The sequence below is a fragment of the Pusillimonas caeni genome (assembly GCF_003545815.1).
GTDB classification, from domain to species: Bacteria; Pseudomonadota; Gammaproteobacteria; order Burkholderiales; family Burkholderiaceae_B; genus Pusillimonas; species Pusillimonas caeni.
In genome coordinates, this window is the sequence record NZ_PDUW01000008.1 from 175,842 (window position 1) to 193,953 (window position 18,112).

Annotated in this window: 15 protein-coding genes; 6 read left to right on the forward strand and 9 right to left on the reverse strand. The window is 63.4% G+C overall.

What is annotated here, in order from left to right:
- Positions 1–289 precede the first annotated feature (289 nt).
- Both CSC67_RS17170 and CSC67_RS17175 read left to right on the forward strand, forming a co-directional pair.
- Positions 290–622 carry a type II toxin-antitoxin system RelE/ParE family toxin gene (locus CSC67_RS17170; protein WP_118995670.1) on the forward strand — a complete coding sequence of 111 codons (333 nt, stop codon included), beginning with the start codon at positions 290–292 and terminating at the stop codon, positions 620–622.
- Complete coding sequence (locus CSC67_RS17175) at positions 609–896, forward strand: helix-turn-helix domain-containing protein (RefSeq protein ID WP_118995671.1); 288 nt, start codon at positions 609–611, stop codon at positions 894–896. Before CSC67_RS17170 ends, CSC67_RS17175 begins: the two co-directional genes overlap by 14 nt.
- 73 nt (positions 897–969) lie before the next feature.
- Here the strand turns inward: CSC67_RS17175 and cphA are convergent, their stop codons facing one another.
- The 5 genes from cphA to CSC67_RS17200 all read right to left on the reverse strand — a co-directional run bounded on the left by cphA (position 970) and on the right by CSC67_RS17200 (position 9,746).
- Positions 970–3,564 carry a cyanophycin synthetase gene (gene cphA, locus CSC67_RS17180; RefSeq protein ID WP_118995672.1) on the reverse strand — a complete coding sequence of 865 codons (2,595 nt, stop codon included), beginning with the start codon at positions 3,562–3,564 and terminating at the stop codon, positions 970–972.
- A 49-nt stretch (positions 3,565–3,613) separates the two neighbouring features.
- Positions 3,614–5,818, reverse strand: a complete 2,205-nt coding sequence (locus tag CSC67_RS17185) for a cyanophycin synthetase (RefSeq protein WP_118995673.1) — start codon at positions 5,816–5,818, stop codon at positions 3,614–3,616.
- A 125-nt stretch (positions 5,819–5,943) separates the two neighbouring features.
- Entirely contained in the window at positions 5,944–6,414 is a 471-nt protein-coding gene (locus CSC67_RS17190; RefSeq protein ID WP_118995674.1) for a cyanophycin metabolism-associated DUF1854 family protein, read from the reverse strand.
- The gene (locus CSC67_RS17195; protein ID WP_118995675.1) at positions 6,411–8,732 is read right to left on the reverse strand and encodes a cyanophycin metabolism-associated ABC transporter; all 2,322 of its coding nucleotides are present in this window, start codon (positions 8,730–8,732) and stop codon (positions 6,411–6,413) included. The genes CSC67_RS17190 and CSC67_RS17195 overlap by 4 nt, the downstream gene beginning before the upstream one ends.
- 105 nt (positions 8,733–8,837) lie before the next feature.
- Entirely contained in the window at positions 8,838–9,746 is a 909-nt protein-coding gene (locus tag CSC67_RS17200; protein WP_118995676.1) for a DUF72 domain-containing protein, read from the reverse strand.
- A gap of 147 nt (positions 9,747–9,893) precedes the next feature.
- On the opposite strand from CSC67_RS17200, the gene CSC67_RS17205 reads away from it, so the two are divergent.
- On the forward strand, positions 9,894–10,340 hold the full coding sequence (locus tag CSC67_RS17205) for a hypothetical protein (protein ID WP_118995677.1): 447 nt from the start codon (positions 9,894–9,896) through the stop codon (positions 10,338–10,340).
- 91 nt (positions 10,341–10,431) lie between these two features.
- Here CSC67_RS17205 and CSC67_RS17210 read toward each other — a convergent pair whose 3' ends face one another.
- The gene (locus CSC67_RS17210) at positions 10,432–11,379 is read right to left on the reverse strand and encodes a helix-turn-helix domain-containing protein (protein ID WP_118995678.1); all 948 of its coding nucleotides are present in this window, start codon (positions 11,377–11,379) and stop codon (positions 10,432–10,434) included.
- Positions 11,380–11,654: 275 nt separating this feature from the next.
- On the opposite strand from CSC67_RS17210, the gene CSC67_RS17215 reads away from it, so the two are divergent.
- From CSC67_RS17215 to CSC67_RS17225, 3 genes are all read left to right on the forward strand, one after another.
- Positions 11,655–12,629, forward strand: a complete 975-nt coding sequence (locus tag CSC67_RS17215; protein ID WP_245220272.1) for a Bug family tripartite tricarboxylate transporter substrate binding protein — start codon at positions 11,655–11,657, stop codon at positions 12,627–12,629.
- A gap of 73 nt (positions 12,630–12,702) precedes the next feature.
- The gene (locus tag CSC67_RS17220) at positions 12,703–13,170 is read left to right on the forward strand and encodes a tripartite tricarboxylate transporter TctB family protein (RefSeq protein ID WP_118995679.1); all 468 of its coding nucleotides are present in this window, start codon (positions 12,703–12,705) and stop codon (positions 13,168–13,170) included.
- 6 nt (positions 13,171–13,176) lie between these two features.
- The gene (locus CSC67_RS17225) at positions 13,177–14,694 is read left to right on the forward strand and encodes a tripartite tricarboxylate transporter permease (protein WP_118995680.1); all 1,518 of its coding nucleotides are present in this window, start codon (positions 13,177–13,179) and stop codon (positions 14,692–14,694) included.
- Here CSC67_RS17225 and CSC67_RS17230 read toward each other — a convergent pair.
- The 3 genes from CSC67_RS17230 to CSC67_RS17240 are packed head-to-tail and all read right to left on the reverse strand — an operon-like array spanning position 14,635 to position 17,932.
- Positions 14,635–15,882, reverse strand: a complete 1,248-nt coding sequence (locus tag CSC67_RS17230) for an MFS transporter (RefSeq protein ID WP_118995681.1) — start codon at positions 15,880–15,882, stop codon at positions 14,635–14,637. The two genes, CSC67_RS17225 and CSC67_RS17230, sit on opposite strands and share 60 nt — an antisense overlap.
- A complete protein-coding gene (gene kynA / locus CSC67_RS17235) occupies positions 15,858–16,730 on the reverse strand; it encodes a tryptophan 2,3-dioxygenase (RefSeq protein WP_118995682.1) in 873 nt (290 codons plus the stop codon). The genes CSC67_RS17230 and kynA overlap by 25 nt, the downstream gene beginning before the upstream one ends.
- Positions 16,727–17,932: an amino acid aminotransferase gene (locus CSC67_RS17240; RefSeq protein ID WP_209304347.1), complete on the reverse strand. Its 1,206-nt coding sequence runs from the start codon at positions 17,930–17,932 to the stop codon at positions 16,727–16,729. Before CSC67_RS17240 ends, kynA begins: the two co-directional genes overlap by 4 nt.
- Positions 17,933–18,112: the final 180 nt, after the last annotated feature.

Here is an 18,112-nt window from a genome sequence, read left to right on the forward strand (position 1 = left end):
CTCTGAGCAGGTTTATTCCACAACGCACGGCGGAATTTATCCACTGAATCTGTGCGCAAGGCTGTGAATAATTATTGAACGAATCGCCGCGAGCCCGGTGGCGCATGGTGTTGTCAGCGTGGTCTCGTATTTGAGACTCGATCTATCCAGATAACGAGATGACAGGATATTTTCGTCCTTTTCAATTTTGACCGCAGAGTACCTATGCAGCATTATTCTCAGCGCTGCCGAGGTTTTCCGGAACTCACGCATACTAGCACTTTATTAACATATTTGTTAACATTCTCCTATGTCTTACAGCATTCACTACTATAGTGAAGATGTAGAAGCAAAAGTTCTGGCTTTGCCCAAAACCCTACTTGCTCGTTACTTCAGCCTGACTGACCGCATGATCTTGATGGGCGCCAATCTGGGCGAACCGCATACTAAGGCCTTCGGCGGCGGCCTGTTCGAATTGCGCCTCAAAGGGGCTGAAGGTGTCGCTCGTGTTTTTTATTGCACACGCATTGAGCGCCGTATCGTGATGCTTCACAGTTTCGTGAAAAAGACGGAAAAAACGCCTCCTGCAGAACGACGCATTGCTGAAGCCAGATTGAAGGAGATCCAGAATGCGAACTCATGAAAAACTCAAGGCTCTGGCCCTTTCCGACCCTGAGGTCCGCGCCGAATACGAACGCATCGAACGCGAGGAAATGCCCATGCTCGATGCCATTCTGAAAGCTCGAGCCGAGGCGGGCCTGACCCAGGCTCAAGTCGCGGAACGGATGGGCACCAAAGCTCCCGCCGTGGCACGGCTGGAAAATTCCCTCGTAACCGGAAAGCATTCGCCTTCAGTGGCTACGTTGCAGAAATATGCCGCGGCCCTAGGCAAGAAACTGGAAGTCCGTTTCGTCTAAAGCGCGGCCGTCCGGCGTATCGCGAGCCGGTGTCCCCGCTGCGGTCGGCGGGCAACTGCTTTGAAGCCGCAAATCACGAGATTTGCGGCTGACTCGTACAGACTCCGCCGATATGCATCAGCGCCTCGTCCACCCGATCGATCAGGATCAGGCACAGGTCGCCTGCCCGCAGGCGTGCCAGCGCAGTATCGATGGCAAGGAATTCCCCGTTGACCTCATCGATATGCCGGGTACGCTCGGCCCCGGCCAAGCCCCGGCGCAGCAAGGCGATGACCTCGCCGTCTTGGCGGCCGCGCTGGCAGGCGTCCTGATACAGCACGGCCTCGTCGAAAGCCCGGCCAAGGATTTCGGTCTGCCGGCGGATATCCTCGTCGCGCCGGTCGCCGGGAGCGCTGATGACGACGGAGCGGCGTGCCGCCGGCATCGACTCGACGGCCCGCGCCAGCGCCTCGATGGCATCGGGATTGTGGCCATAATCGACGATCAGGGTCGCGCCTTGGTAGTCGAACACGTTGAAACGTCCGGGCGTGGTCGCGGCATCGCTGACGAACCCCTCCAGGGCCTGTTCGATGATTTCCCAGGACATGCCCAGGGCCCAACCGGCGGCCGTGGCAGCCATCGCATTGTCGACCTGGAAACCGATGCGGCCGCCGTGAGTGAGCGGAATCCGGCTGAATGGAATGGCGTGCTTCGCGCTGCCTTCCTGGCAGACCAGAGCATCCGGCTCGGCATAAACGACGCGCCGGTTCTGGGCGCGATGCGTGGCCAGCACCGGATCGGCCTTGTCGCGGGCGAAGAAGATCACGTCTCCCGGACAATGGCCGGCCATGCCGGCAACCACGGGGTCGGCGGCGTTGAGCACGGCGGCGCCGCCCGGGGCGACATGCTCGACGATGACGCGCTTGACCACGGCCAGCTCATTGACGGTGGTGATGTAGTTCAGGCCCAGATGGTCGCCCTGGCCGATGTTGGTGACCACGGCCACATCGCATAGGTCGAATCCCAAGCCCTCGCGCAGTATGCCGCCGCGCGCGGTCTCCAGCACCGCGGCGTCCACGTCAGGATGCATCAGCACATTGCGCGCGCTGCGCGGCCCCGAGCAGTCGCCCGTATCGATGCGCTTGCCCTGCACGTAGATGCCGTCGGTGCTGGTCAGGCCGACGCGCTTGCCGCCGGCCTCGAAAATGCGTGCGATCAGGCGGCTGGTGGTGGTCTTGCCGTTGGTGCCGGCGATGGCGACGAGCGGGATGCGGGCGTTGTCCGGCGTACCGTCGGGGCCGCCGCGGAACATCATGTCGATGACGGCCTCGCCCACCGCGCGGCCCTTGCCGAAAGACGGATCGAGGTGCATGCGCAGGCCGGGCGCGGCGTTGACTTCGACGATGCCGCCCTGTCCTTCCAGCGGACGGAGTACGGTCTCGCACACGATGTCGATGCCGGCGATGTCCAGGCCGACCGTCTGCGCGGCCGCGACGGCCGCGGCGGCCAGTTCCGGATGAACGTCATCCGTCACATCGGTGGCGCTGCCCCCCGTTGAGAGATTGGCGTTGTCGCGCAGCACCACGCGCGCGCCCAGAAGCGGCACCGACTCGGCGCTGTAGCCTTGCTCGGCCAAGCGTCCCAGGGCGACCTCGTCGAACCGGATCTTGGTCAGCGAAGTGGAATGCCCGTCCGAGCGGCGCGGATCGCTGTTGACGATGTCCACCAGTTCGCGGACCGTGTGCGTGCCGTCGCCCACGACCGTCGGCGGATCGCGCCGCGCGGCTGCGACCAGCTTGTTGCCGACCACCAGCATGCGCCAATCATGGCCGGGAAGATATTGCTCGACGAGCACTTCGTCAAAGCAGCTGATGGCGTGCCTGTATGCCTGGCGCACCCGCTCCTCGCTGCCCAGGTTGACCGAAATGCCCCTGCCCTGGTTGCCGTTCTGCGGCTTGACGACCACCGGCAGACCCACTTCCTGCGCCGCCCGCCAGGCATCGTCCTCGTCTTCGACCGGACGGCCGCGCGGCACGGGCACGCCGGCCGCACGCAGCAGTCTCTTGGTCAGTTCCTTGTCCTGGGCGATGGACTCGGCAATGGCGCTGGTCAGGCTGGTTTCGGCGGCCTGAATACGCTTTTGCTTGCTGCCCCAGCCGAACTGCACCAGGCTGCCGCGCGTCAGGCGGCGGAACGGGATGCCGCGCGCCTGAGCCGCCGACACGATGGACTGCGTGGAAGGACCGAGCCGGACGTTCTCATTGAGCTCGCGCAGTTCGCGAAGCGCGCCGGCAAGATCGAAAGGCGTGTCGTCCAGCGCCGCCCGGCACAGCTGCCCGGCGCACTCGAAGGCCAGCCGTCCGACCTCCTCCTCGGTATATTCGACGACCACCTGATAGACGCCGGCCTCGACGGTTCGAGCAGTGCGGCTGAAGGTCACCGGACAGCCCGCCTGGGCCTGCAAGCCCAGCGCCGCGAATTCGAACACATGCGCCAGCGACACGGGGTCGAACGCATCGTGGGGAACCAGATGGCCCACCTCGGGAAAGCGTTCGCGCAAACGGATCTCGAAGCCGGGAAGCTCTTCGATGTCGCATTCGCTGCCGTGGCAGGTCACGACGGCCTGGATGGCGGTGCGCCGGCTCCACAGATTGGGGCCGCGCAGCGCGCGGATACTGGAAACGTCCATGAGGCCTGTTCCTCTATCCTGTCTTTTGGGTCAATATTGTCGAAGGGCGTCAAACGCGGGCGGCGGACGGCTCGGGCAGTTCCAGGCCGTAGGTCTCGACGCCGGTGCTGATCACTTCTTCCGTCAGGCCGAGGGCCCAGCCCGCGGCGACGGCGGCCAGCACGGCGGCGACATCCTCGGACCGCTCGTCCCGCCCGACCAGCGGCACGTCGTCCAGGCGGCACAGCACGGTCTGCTCCGCGCCGCCGGACAGCACAATGCGTCCGTCAGCGACGAACACGCCGCGTTCGCCATGGCCCAGATGGGCGTCAAGCACGGCATTGCGGCGATCGAGCGCGAAGTAGATCACCTTGCCGTCGCACAGCCCGGCAAGATCGGCCGCCTGTTCGTCTTCGGCGTTGAGCACCGCATATCCCGACGGCAGCACAACGTCGACCTGCGTGCGGTAGATGGCGCGCGGCGTGGTGTAATACTCGCCGCCGGTCGGCTGCACATCCCAATGCGTCAAGTCCTCTGCCTGCGGCAGGATGTTGGTGACGACGCCGACCGAGCATCGGTCGTAAGCCAGGCCTTCGCCCAGAATCAGTTCGGCGCCGTTCTCGATGACGGCGGCTTCGACAGCGCTGTTGAGCAGAAGGCGGCGGCCGTCCGCCCAGTTGACGGCATTGCCGGCCTGCACCTGCCGCCGGCCGAGGAACAGGCCGTCGGCGCATGCCAGGCCGGCATGCCGGCCGGCCAGATACAGCATGTGCGCCACCATCCGGGCAACCGGGGTGCGGCCCCGCGTGCCGCTGATGCCGACCAGCGGAATGCGGCCGCTCTCGTGCTGTGCGAAAAGATTGGCGACTATAGCCTGGCCGACCGGACGCGTCTTGCCCTCTCCCGGCTTGATGTGCATGAGCAGGCCGGGACCGGCGTTGACTTCGACGATGGCCCCTGCCTGTCCGGCCAAAGGCTTGCCGATGTCCTCGCAGACCAGATCGATGCCGGCAATGTCCAGACCGACGACGCGCGCCGCCAGCGCGGCGGCCTCGGCGGTGTCCGGATGTACTTCGTCGGTACAGTCGAAAGCATGATTGGCGTTGCGCTGGATCAGCACGACCCGGTCTCGCGCCGGCACCGCGTCGGCGCTCAGCCCCTGGCGCTCGAGCTCGATGCCGGCGGCGGTGTCGATTCGGACGACGGACAAGGGATGCAGTTCGGTCGGTCCGCGCCGCGGGTCGCTGTTGATCTGGCTGTCGATCAACGCCTGGACGGTCTGCCGCCCGTCGCCCATGACGGTGATAAGGTCGCTGCGATTGGCGGCGACCAGGCGGCCGCCGACGATCAGCAAGCGGTGTTCAGTGCCCGGAATGGAGCGCTCCACCAATACGCCGGAGCCCTCCTCCACGGCGATGGCGTAGGCCCTGGCCACTTCCTCCGGGCTCTTAAGATCGATGAACACGCCGCGCCCGTGATTGCCGTCGATCGGTTTGACCACGACCGGAAAGCCGATGTCTGCGGCGGCATCGAGGGCGTCCTCGGCACTGTCCACTTCGCGCCCGGCCGGCACCGGCACGCCGACCGCGGCGATCAGTTCCTTGGTCAGGTTCTTGTCGCGGGAAATGGCCTCGGCGATGGCGCTGGTCCGGTCGGTCTCCGCCGTCCAGATTCGGCGCATGGCGGCGCCGTAGCCGAGCTGCACGAGATTGCCGTCGTCGAGCAGGCGGACGTGCGGAATCTTGCGTTCTTCGGCGGCGGCAACGATGGCCGCCGTCGAAGGCCCGAGATATTTGCGGTCCACCAGGCGGCGCAACGGCTTGAGCGCCTCGGCCAAATCGAACGGCTCGTCATGGATGGCTGCCAGCAAGACATCGCGGCCGATCGCCAGGGCCAGGCGCGAGCACTCGTCGTGAAAATTGCTGATCGCCATCTTGTAGACGCCGCGCTCGCTGGTTTCACGGGTGCGGCCGAAGCCGTCCGGCAGGCCGGCCAGCGCCATCAGTTCGATGACGATATGTTCGAGGACATGGCCGGCCCAGGTGCCTTCCCGCAGGCGGCGCAGGAAGCCGCCGCGCTCGTCGTAGTTGCAGCGGTGTTCGACCAGGGATGGAATCCAGGTCGCGAGACGCTCGTAAAACCCGGGAATCCGATTGGAGGGCAGGTCTTCCAGCTCGCCGATGTCGATCCAGGCTTCGATCGAAGGGGGGTAGGTCCAGATGCTGGGACCCCGCAGCGAAATCGTGTTTCGAAAAACAACGTCGTACTTCTTCATGGTGGCGGAGTCCGATGGCCCGTGGAACCAGTGAATCGGCTGGCTCGCACATTATCTGCCCTTTTTTCGTTCAGCAGATGAGCGTTAAAAAGAATAAATTGATACTTTTTATTACAAAACTCTCTTCACAGAAAACGGTCCAGCAGCTTCCTGCTTCGCTTGTCCAACGCGGCTACGTCGCGCACCAGAAAATGGACGCCATGGCTATCGGCGACCATCAGACGCGTGCGGCCCAGCCGGCGGATATCCTCTTCGCCCTTCAATGTCAGCTCGGTCGGGCCGCGGTCGGTCAGCACTTTCCACGTACTCGGACAAACGAAGCCTGACACCTCGACAATGCGTTCGATCTCGGGTATGAATTCGCGCGCCGCCAACTCTTCTTCGATCATGGCGCGGATGGGCGCCGGCAGGCCCGACAGGCGTTCGACCCAGCCGACCTCATGTCCTTCGGCGCTGACCAGAGACAGCCCCTCGTCCGGCGCAGCGATGGGAAAGGCCCGTACCGGCGTGACGCCGACATGGCGCCGGCCGTCGAAAGTCGTCAGGACCAGCCGGCCGTAGGCGTCGCGCTGCAATTGAAAAGAATCGACCATCATGATCGTTCCGATGCGGTTTCGGATATTACCGGCCGGGCGGCTTCGCTGAGCGGCGATGCCTCGTCGCCGTTCTCGGCGGTGCGCGCCTGCGCCATGAAGAGCTTGTAGTAGTAGCCCTCTGCGGCCATCAGCCGGTCGTGGGAGCCGATCTCGACGATCCGGCCGCGGTCCATGACCACCAGCCGATCGGCCTTGCGCAGCGTGGACAAACGGTGGGCGATGGCGATGGTGGTACGCCCCTTGACCAGGTTGTCCAGCGCCTTCTGGATCTCGTTCTCGGTCTCGGTATCGACCGCCGACGTGGCTTCATCGAGGATCAGGATGCGGGGATCGATCAGCAGCGCGCGGGCGATCGAAATGCGTTGGCGCTCGCCGCCGGACAGGCCCTGGCCGCGCTCGCCGACCAGCGAATCATAGCCATGCGGCAGGCGCAGAATGAACTCGTGGGCATGGGCGGCGCGCGCGGCATCGATGATTTCGGCGCGCGTGGCCTCGGGCTTGCCGTAAGCGATATTGTCGGCAATCGTTCCGAAAAACAGGAACGGCTCCTGCAGCACCAGCCCGATATGCCGGCGAAACTCATTGACCGGGACGGAGCGCACGTCGACGCCGTCGATCAGCACCCGCCCCTCGGCTACGTCGTAGAAGCGGCAGATCAGGTTGACCAGGGTGGACTTGCCCGATCCGGAGTGTCCGACCAGGCCGATCATTTCGCCGGGTTGAATGACCAGGTCCACATCCCTGATGACTGCGCGGGTGCCGTAGCGGAAACTGGCGCGCTGCAGTTCGATGCGGCCGGCCACCTTACCCAGGCGCACCGGATTGGCCGGCTCGGGCACGCTGGAAACGTGGTCGAGAATATCGAAGATGCGTTTGGTCGAGGACGCGGCCCGCTGCGTCGCCGAGACGATGCGGCTCATCGAATCCAGGCGCGTGTAGAAGCGTCCGATATAGGCGAGAAAGGCGGTCAGCACGCCGACGGAGGAATCGCCGCGGGCGATCTGCCAGATTCCGAACACCCAGACGATGAGCAGGCCGATTTCGGTCAGCAGCGTCACGGTCGGCGTGAAGAGCGACCAGGTCCGGTTCAGTTTGTCGTTCATCGCCAGATTGTGCTCGTTGGCATCGCGAAAGCGCGCCGCCTCGCGCTTTTCCTGGGCGAATGCCTTGACAACGCGTATGCCCGGGATGGTGTCGGCCAGCACATTGGTGACTTCCGCCCAGACGCGGTCGATCTTCTCGAAGCCGGTGCGTAGCCGCTCGCGCACCAGGTGGATCAGCCACGCGATGATGGGCAAAGGCAGCAGCGTGACCAGCGCCAGCCACGGGTTGATCGAGAACAGAATCACCGAAGTCATGGCGATCATCAGCACGTCGGTGGCGAAATTGAGCAGATCGAGCGACAGGAAGATGTTGATCCGGTCGGTCTCATTGCCCAGGCGCGCCATCAGATCGCCGGTGCGCTTGCCGCCGAAGTATTCGAGCGACAGGCCCAGCAGATGCTCGTAGGTCCGCGTGCGCAGGTCGCGGCCGATGCGCTCGGAAACCCGTGCCAGAACATAAGTGCGCAGCCATCCCAGCACCCAGGCGAGCGCCGCGGCGCCCAGGAGGCCGCCCAGATACATGCGGACCAATGGCCAATCGATGGGTCGGCCGTTCTGAAACGGAATCAGCACCTTGTCCATCAGCGGCATGGTGAGATACGGCGGCACCAGCGTCGCCGCGGTCGAGGCCAGCGTCAGCGCGAAACCGGCGAACAAGCGCCAGCGGTATGGCCGGGCGAAGCGCCAGAGGCGCAGCAGCGTCCAGGTCGATGGCGCGGCGGTTCCACGCATACAAGCGGGACATTCGCCTTCAGGCGTCAGCGGCGTCCTGCATTTGGAGCAGACGCCCTCGGCAGCCTGTTCCCGGCATGCTGCGCCGTTCGCCGGGCCGTCGCGGCACAGCTCGAACGCGGCGATGAGCTCCATGGCCGCGACATTGCGTCCGAGCGTGTAGCGCCAGCAAGCCAATCGGCCCCGATCGTCGAGCAGCTCGAGCTGGCCGACACCGGCATGATCGAGATGCTCGAGCCGCAGCCCGGACCGCAACGGCCAGCTTTGCCAGGATGCGTCCTGCGGAGCGCGGGCCAGCACGCGGCGGTCGGTGACCACGACCAGCCCGACGGCAAAGCGCAATTTTGCGTCGAGATCGGTTTCGAGGCAGGCCCTCACCCGCTCACCGGCCTGCAGGGCGGCGAACAGCTCGGCGGCAAAGCGCTCCGGCACGGCGGACGCGAGGACGCCGGCGGTGTCCGTCGAAAGCGGTGCAGCGGTCATCACGCGAAAATCACCTGGATATCCCCGGGGCCCTGGAGCAGTCCGGCGCAAAGCCGCCCATGCGACAGGCATGGAAACATGATCTTTACACGGAGGGATCGTAGATTAGCGCTGTTTCCCCCCGCCGTCCAGCCGCTGGGCAAGGCGCTGGGCGTCGAAAGGCGCCTGGCTTTTCGTGTCATTGTCAAAGTAGCAATACACGTCTCGCCGCGATCGCTTGCGGGACGCCAAATCCGGCGCGATCAGGCGGGCGTCCGCGGGCTGGCTTCCAGCCGCCCATTGCCGAATCCGGGCGGCCCAGCGATCCAGCGACGCATCCGTGTATTCACCGGCATACTTGGTTTGCGTGCCATGCAGCCGCAAGTAAACGAAATCAGACGTGAGGTCCTGCACACAGGGCCAATTCGCGGTGGAATCCGAGACCACCAGGCCGCAGCGGTATTTGCGCAGCAGCTTTATGAATGCCGCGTCCCGAAAGCTATCGTGGCGGATCTCGACCGCGTGGCGCATGGGGCGGTTCTGGTCGATGGCCACATAGGGCTCCTTGACGTGCTGGTCGTGGCGCCGGGCCAGCTCGAGCGCGCCACTGCCGTCCTTGGGAAGCATGGCCAGAAAAGCCTCGAAGCGCCCGGCCTCGAACTTGAAGTTCGGCGGAAACTGCCAGAGTATCGGCCCAAGCTTTTCCCGAAGCAAAAATACCCCCTGAGCGAAGAAGTTCGCCATGGCCACCTGGGCGGTCTCATTCCGGAAACGCAGTATGTGGGTCAGATACCGAGAGCCTTTTACACTGAAGACAAAGTCGGACGGCGTCTCGTCGTACCAAGCCCTGAAGCTTTTGAGCGACTGAAGCTTGTAGTGCGTCCCGTTTATTTCTATGGTGTTCATCGCGCGCGAGGCGAAATGCAGTTCGCTCGCCTGGCGCAGGCCCTCGGGGTAAAAAAGACCGCGCCAACCGCCATAGCGCCACCCGGATATGCCGACGCGCACGATGCCTGGCTTGATGTGGCCAGCCATATCGGTTTCCTTCACTTGGCAAAGACCATTCCGGAGCAACTGCCATGCCGGGCAGGAATGCCTTTTGCTCTCTGTACACATCGGATCCACATGTTCGGCCCGCCTTGCCAAGCGGCGCGGAACGCAGAACCCAGCCAGGAGAGCGATATGCCAGACGAATCCAAGACCGGCCGCAAAGACACATTGCAAAGCCACGAAAAGCCGAACCGCAATATCCAGGGCAAGGCCGACGCCCAGCCGGGGACGGAAGAAACGCCCTACGAACGGACGCATACCGGCCTTCGAGCAGCCGGCCATGGCGGAGGCGAACTGGACGGCGGCGGGATAGCGCCCGAGGAACGCACCGAGCAGGGCTATGCATTCGGCGGCGGTGGACAAGGGCATACGCCGGTGCGCAGCCAGCAGTATGAAGCCGAGGAAGACCTGGAAAGCCGCAGCGGCCCCTTTACGCGGACAGGCCGACCCGGCGGCGATGCTCAAAAGGGCGCCGCTGAAACATCAGGCGCGGAAGGCCGCAAGGACTCCGCGCAAGCGTCATCCCCGCGAGACCGCAAGGACACCGCCCAGACGCCCGGAGCAGGAAAGAAAGCCTGACCTGACTTCGCATGTCATCGACATGGCCTCGGGGCCAAGCGCTTCGGCAAGCGCCGTTCGGCGGGCGGCCGGTCTGGGCGAGCCGACCCACTCATCTCGGGAGGCCGCGTTTTTTCAGGGCATGGCTGGGAGGATGTCCGAAGCGCTCGGTGTAGCGCTTGGTGAAATGCGAAGGATTGTTGAACCCGCATGCGTATGCGATCTCGGTGACGCTGGCCGCCGCTGCCGCGCCCAGCAAGTCATTGGCCATGTCCAGCCGGGACCGGATCAGATACGCTTCGAACGATGTGTCGCCATGCCTGGCAAACAATCTATGCAGAGTGCGCAGCGAAACGCGGCACGCGGACGCCACCTGCGCGGCGGACAGCTCGGCGTCGGCCAGATGCCGATCGACATAGCGCTTTACGATTTCAAATGAGGATTCGGTCGCCGTGGGTACAGAGACTCCGGCATCGACGAAATGCATGCCGAGCACGGCCGCCAGGGCGCCAACCAAGGTCTCGACCGACTGCCTCTGCGTGCTTCGCTGATGGTTTGTCAGCGTGACGACCAGCTCTTTGAGCAATGGGGCCAATGTATCTTCTTTGCGGATGAACAGAGGTCCGAACGAACGCATGACGACGGGCAGCCGGGCGCCCAGCGCATGCCGCGGCATCACGACGAGGCTGCGCTTGGTGTGCTGGGGGAAGGCCACTTCGAACGCAGAGGACGTGTCCAGCAGGCAGAAGTCGCCCGGCCTCGATACGCCCTCTTTCCGGCCCTGCAAGATATGAGCGGTTCCGGACCATTGAAAACTCAAGATCAGGCTGTCTTCGGTCGTGCGGCGCAGCCGCGGAGCCCGGCGGAAAATACGGTGCGGTGAGTTGGTGAAATTGACCAGCCTGATATCTTGATGCTGGCGGCTGTACATGGCGCCTTCGAACTGGGGTTCGCTCGCCGCAAAATCGGTATCCATAATACCGCTACGCACCGCATCAAGCCAAAACTCAATGGGATTCAAGCTTCGATTTGTGTTCCAGGCTTGCCAATCTGCAGACATAGAATTCAGAAATACTCGAGAAACTGCCAACACTGCTGGTGAATCAATAGAATTAATTAGTCTAATCAGAGCGCCAACGGACCGCAACGGGGTTTACCCCTGGGCGCCTGCCCCGGTCCGGATACAGCTCGCCAAGCCCATACGCCAGCCTGACACTGTCAGACAAATCGCGTGGCACGCACAACCATGACAATCGTCTTCTTGGATCATAAAGTGGGAGCCAGGCAGCACTTTGTGATTGCGCCGTCGCGAACGGCCGCAGTGAGGAGACCCATATGAAGATGAAAAACATGATTGCCGCCGCGCTGGCCTTCGGCGCCCTGGCCGGCGGACCCGCCGCCGCCCAGCAGGCCTCTTACCCTGAGCGCGTCGTCAAGATCATTGCCGGATTTCCGCCCGGCGGCGGCAACGACGTGCTCGCGCGTCTGCTGGCGGAAAGGCTTCAAAACGTTCTCGGCCAGCCCTTTGTGGTGGAAAACCGGCCCGGTGCGAACGGGTTCATTGCCTTCGACGCCGTCAGAAAGTCGAAGCCTGACGGCTATACCCTGCTGGTCGGCCCAAGCAGCGGCATGGCCGTCAACCCCGCCGTATACCGCAAGCTTCCGTATGACCCGCTGAAAGACTTCGCGCCCATCAGCATGGTCGGCGGGTTTCCCTTGCTGGTCACGGTAAAGCCCGACAGCCCGTACAAAACGCTCGATGACTTCGTGCAAGCCGCAAGGAAGGACCCCGACAGCATAGACTACGGCTCGGCGGCGACATCGTTCCAGCTCGCCACCGAGATGTTCGCGCAGCAAGCGCAAATCAAGCTGCATCATATTCCCTATACCGGAAGCGCCCAGGCGGTCCATGCGGTGCTCAGCGGCGAAGTGCCGGTCACCTTCGCCGACAGCTCGGCAGCCGTTCCGCAAATCAAGGCCGACTCCCTGCGCGCGCTCGCAGTCACCACCGGGCAGCGTATTTCGTCATTGCCCGATGTGCCGACTGTTCGGGAAGCAAACTATCCTGGCTATGAAATGATGCTGTGGTCCGGTCTGTTCGCGCCGGCCGGCACGCCTCCTGAAGTTCTGAACAAACTCGAGCAGACCGTACGCGACATCGTGCAAGAGCCCGGGATCCAGGAGAGGCTTCAGGCGCTAGGCATAGAGCCCATCGGGAGCACGTCCGAAGAATTGACGGCGACCATGCAGACCCAGATCGAACAATACAAAGAAGTGGCGCGCAACGCAGACATCAGCATTGACTGGTAAACGCGCGCAAACCGCGTCTCGGCCCGCCCCTGGATGGACCGGGGCGGATCCCTGTCGGCAAAAAAAAAGAGGGATGCTCTTGAAGTTCAGGATCAATAAGCGAGAGGCGTGGGCCAGTGCCCTGCTGTGCACGCTCGGCCTTGGAGTCGTTCTGATAGGAAGCGGCTACTCTTTAGGCTCCCTGGCAAGGATAGGGCCGGGCTTCTTCCCCGTAGCGCTTGGCACGCTGCTGACCTTCCTGGGCCTGCTCTGCCTGTTTACCGGCGGCATGTCGCCCGATGAAGAAGGCGAGGATGCCGACGCCCCTCCTCAATGGCGAGGCTGGGGCTGCATCATCGGCGGCGTCATCGCCTTCATCACCCTCGGCAGATACGGCGGCTTGCTGCCCGCCACATTTGCATTGGTGTTCATATCGGCGCTGGGCGATCGCACGCACACAGTGCGCAGTGCGCTTCTGCTATCGGCGTTTGTGACAGTGGTCGGCATACTTATTTTTTCTTGGGGGCTCGAGCTGCAGTTTCCCTTGCTTCAGTGGGGTTGACGATAGATGGAAACTTTTTCGAGCTTGATGCACGGCTTTACCATCGCCTTCCAGTTGGACAACCTGATGTGGGCCGCGTTCGGCGTGTTCATGGGCAACCTCATAGGCGTCTTGCCCGGCATGGGCGCCCTGGCGGCAATATCCATTCTCCTTCCGTTGACCTATGCCATGACACCCACCGCGGCGTTGATCATGCTGGCCGGAATGTATTATGGCTCTCAGTACGGCGGAGGCATTACTTCCATCATGCTCAATCTGCCGGGCACCGCTTCGCACGCGGTCGCATGCCTGGACGGCAATCCGCTCGCGCGCAACGGCAAGGCGGGGTCTGCGCTGTTCATGCTGATGTTCTCCTCGTTCTTGGGCGCAACCTTCGGCATCCTGGCCATGATCCTGTTCTCGCCATGGCTCGTGCAACTGGCATTCGAGTTCGGCCCCGCCGAGTATTTTTCAATGATGATGCTGGGTCTGCTGGCCGGCGCTACATTGGCCAAGGGCTCGGCTGTCAAGGGCGTGGCCATGGTGGTGGTCGGCTTGATTCTAGGCCTGATAGGCACGGACGTGAACAGCGGGATTTCTCGTTTCGACTTCGGGGTGCCCGAGCTTCAAGACGGCCTGCAGATCGTAGCGCTCGCCATGGGGCTGTTCGGGGTTGCGGATTTCCTGAAGAATATAAACCGGGGCGGCGGCGCGCATACGCAGGTGCTGGGTCGAGTTTCCACGCGCTCCCTGCGCCCTCAAAAAGGCGACATCAAAGCGTCGCGCGGCGCGCTGATGCGGGGAACGGGCATCGGGGCGGCCTTTGGCGTCCTGCCCGGAACCGGCCCCACCATAGCCTCGTTCATCGCTTATGCAACCGAAAAGAAAGTCGCCAGAGAGCCGCATCGTTTTGGACGAGGAGCCATAGAAGGCGTTGCCGCGCCCGAAGCGGCGACCAGCGCCGCCACGCAGACCGGTTTCATCCCCACGCTCAGCCTGGGCATCCCCGGCGACCCGGTCATGGCGCTGATGCTGGGAGCGCTGATCATCCACGGCATCCAGCCGGGTCCGCAAATGGTGGTCGAGCATGCCGACATGTTCTGGGGCCTGATTGCAAGTTTCTGGGTAGGCAACGTACTGCTGCTCCTGCTGAATCTGCCTTTGATCAGCGTATGGATACGTTTGTTGTCGGTACCCTTCAGGCATTTGTATCCTGCGGCACTGTTCTTCGTCTGCGTGGGCGTCTATAGCACCAACAACAACCTGTTCGACGTAGGTATCGTGCTGCTGTTCGGCATTGTCGGATATCTATTGATGCGCTTGCGGTTCGAGGCTGCGCCCCTGCTGCTGGGCTTCGTGCTCGGCCCCATGGTCGAGGTGAACTTCCGGCGAGCACTGTTGCTGTCACGAGGCGACCCCATGATATTTGTCGACAGGCCGATCAGCCTGGCGTTCATCATTGCCGCCGTGCTGCTCATTGCCGGTTTAGTGTATTCGTCCTGGCGTTCCATCAGTCGCGCGGGCCAAGTCGCCGCTGCCGCCTGATCTGCCGCTACGCCGCAGCTGCAGCACGAGCGTTACGCTCACGAAGACGATCAATGTGGAAACCAAGAGCACTCCGCCCTCCACGAATCCCGAGGTAAGGGCCAGACCCCAGAGGATTCCCCCCGTCCACAAGCCGCCATCGACGGAAAGATTCCACATGACCGAAGCACGACCCGCGTCCATCAGCCGCATCGCCGTGTGAAGCGTGACGGTCTGCACGATTCCGACGCCCAGGCCCACAAGCCCCCCGGCGGCGACCACCACCGCCGGGATGGCAGCCAGTACACCCGCTATCCCTCCCGCGGCAAGCAGGACCGCCCCGGTCACGATCGTGACGCCGGTAGTGGATCTTGCTTCCAGTTCACCGCCCAGCCAGCGCCCCAGCGCATTGCCCGCCTGCACCGAGAAGATGACGACCGCCGCGTAGGCCGAGGCCAGCACGGGCAGGCTCGACAGCCCGTGGGAAAGCACGATTATTCCAAGGAGCAGGAAACACAACACCAGCCACGGCGCATCCGCCAAGAGTCTACGCAGGCGTCCCGCCCCGCCCTTCCCGCTGGCGGCGCAATGCCCGCGCTCCTCGGCCGCCGCGGCGGGCCGGCTGCCGGAAACCCGGCCCACGGCCGCGGGGACGCCGAACGACAAGCCCGCCGCAATGATGCCTGCAAACAAGGCGCATACGCCGAATATGGCCGGCGAGAACGTGAGCGCAAGCTGGACTCCCAAAGGAGACCCCAAGGCGGAGGCCGCCATGGTGATCAGCCCGTACACGCCAAGCGCCCTGCCAAGCTTGTCGGCGGGCACGAGCAGCGCCACACCCTGCGCGCCGGCAACGATCAAGGTGCCAAAGCCCGCGCCGCCGGCCACCGCGCCGATGAGCAAGGTGGACGTACTGGCCGACATGCCGGTGATCAGCCCTCCCACGGCGGCGAGGCCGACCGAGCCGGCGAGCACGAATCGAAGGGAAAACCGTCCGACCAGCGCCGGCGTGAACGCCTGCACGCCCATGACGAAAGCCATCATGGTCCCGAGAAAAAGGCTGCTCAACCCGGGCGAGTCGGCGCGGGTCACCGGAACGAGCGAATACAGCGTAAAGAAGATCGTAAGGCCCAACGACACCGCCGCCGTCAACGCCGCGAGGGGACGAGTGCTTGGCGCCGGCATTACAGCGCGGTTCTCACCGTCCATATCTCCGGGAACAGCACGACCTCCAGCATCTTCTTGAGATAGCTTACGCCTCCCGTTCCGCCGGTGCCGCGCTTGAAGCCGATCACGCGCTCGACCGTGGTGACGTGCCGGAAGCGCCAAAGACGGAAGGCGTCCTCGATGTCGGCAAGCTTCTCGCCCAGCTGATAGAGGTCCCAGTGGGCATGCGGCTCGCGATAGATCGTCAACCAGGCCGCCTCGACCTGCGGGCTCGCGACGTACGGCTGCGTCCAGTCGCGCTCGAGGTGGTCGGCCGGAATGGCCAGGCCGCGGCGCGCAAGCAGCCGCAGCGACTCATCATACAGCGAAGGCGAGCGGTACGCCGCCTCGACCTGGGCAAGCAGATCGGGCCGGTGCGCGTGAGGCTTGAGCATGGCGGCATTCTTGTTGCCGAGCGCGAATTCGATGCAGCGATACTGCGCGCTCTGGAAGCCGCTGGAACTGGCCAGGTAGGGACGCATGGCCGAATACTCGGGCGGCGTCATCGTCGAAAGCACCGTCCAGGCGCTGACCAGCTGCTCCATGATGCGCGAGACGCGCGCCAGCATCTTGAAACTGTCGGCATGCTGGTCGGCCGCCACCGCCGCCGTGGCGGCGGCGAGCTCGTGCAGCATCAGTTTCATCCAGAGCTCGCTGGTCTGATGCTGAATGATGAACAGCATTTCGTCGTGCGCGGGCGACAATGGATGCTGAGCGCCCAGGACCTCGTCCAGATGAAGGTAGTCGCCGTAGCTCATGGACTGGCTGAAATCCAATTGCGCTTTTTCTTCGGCGACGATGCGCTCGGTTTCGCCGGCGCCGTTGCCAGCCGGGGTTCGCGACGTGCTCATTGGGACTCTCCCAGTACAGTAGTGATGGCGTCCGCCACATATTGCACATTGTCGCGCGACAGGCCCGACATGCACATGCGGCCCGACCTGACCAGGTATACGCCGTGCTCTTCGCGCAGGCGATCGACCTGCGGCGCGGTAAGGCCTGTGTAGCTGAACATGCCGCGCTGAGTCAACAGAAAGCCAAAATCGCGCCGCTCGCCGAAATTGTCATGCAATGCCTGGTAGAGTCGCGCACGCATGTCCTTGATGCGCTCACGCATTCCGGCCAGATCCGCCTCCCAGCTCGCGGCCAGTTCGGGCGACTGCAGCACGTGCTGGACGAGCCGCGCTCCCTGCAAAGGCGGCGAGGAATAGTTGCGGCGAACCGTGGCCTTCAACTGGCCCAGCACATTGTCGGCGGTGGCCGCGTCAGTGCATACCACGCTGAGCGTGCCCACGCGCTCGCCGTACAGCGAAAAGTTCTTCGAGAACGAATTGGCGACGAAGGCCTGCGCGCCCGCGTCGGCCAAGGCTCGCACCGACCAGGCGTCTTCGTCGAGCCCGTCGCCAAAACCCTGGTACGCCATGTCGACGAACGGGATCAGCCCGCGCTCGACGATGAGGGGAATCAGCGCCTGCCACTGCTCGCGGGAAAGATCGACGCCCGTGGGGTTATGGCAGCTTGCATGCAGCAGCACCACGCTGCCCGAAGGCAAGCCGCGCAGCGATTCCATCATGTTGTCGAAACAGACCGTCCCGGTGGCCGCATCGTAATAGGGATAGCGGTGCGCGCGAAAACCCGCACCCTCGAAAATCGCCACATGATTCTCCCAGGTCGGATCGCTGACCCAGACTTCGGCTTCCGGGAAATAGCGCTTGATGAAGTCGGCTCCGACCTTGAGCGCGCCCGAGCCGCCGGGCGTCTGTATGGTGGCGATGCGCCCGGCGCGCACGGCTTCATGCCCGGCGCCGAACACGAGGTTCTGCACCAGCCGGCGATATGAGGCCAGGCCCTCCATGGGAAGATAGCCGCATGGATCCGTGCTGTCGGCCAATGACCTGACCGCCCGGCGCACCGAATCCAGGACGGGCAGGCGCCCCGCCTCGTCAAAATACAGGCCGATGCTCAGGCTGACTTTATCCGGCCGCGGATCCCGCTGGAATGTCTCCATCAGCGACAGGATGGGATCGCCGGGATAGGCGGGTACATGGGCGAATATGGAGTTTGTCTCAGGCTTCATTCTTGAATCGTATATAAATTTATGCGTTCGAGTTTATCTATTTTCCATGGCCCCGCGCCACACGCGGCGTGATAGGGGTTTTCTCTATTGCCGCAGAGCGAGCCTCCCCTTAGACTTTGATCAAAGATCAACGATCTTGGCTCGATACCCGTTTCTTTT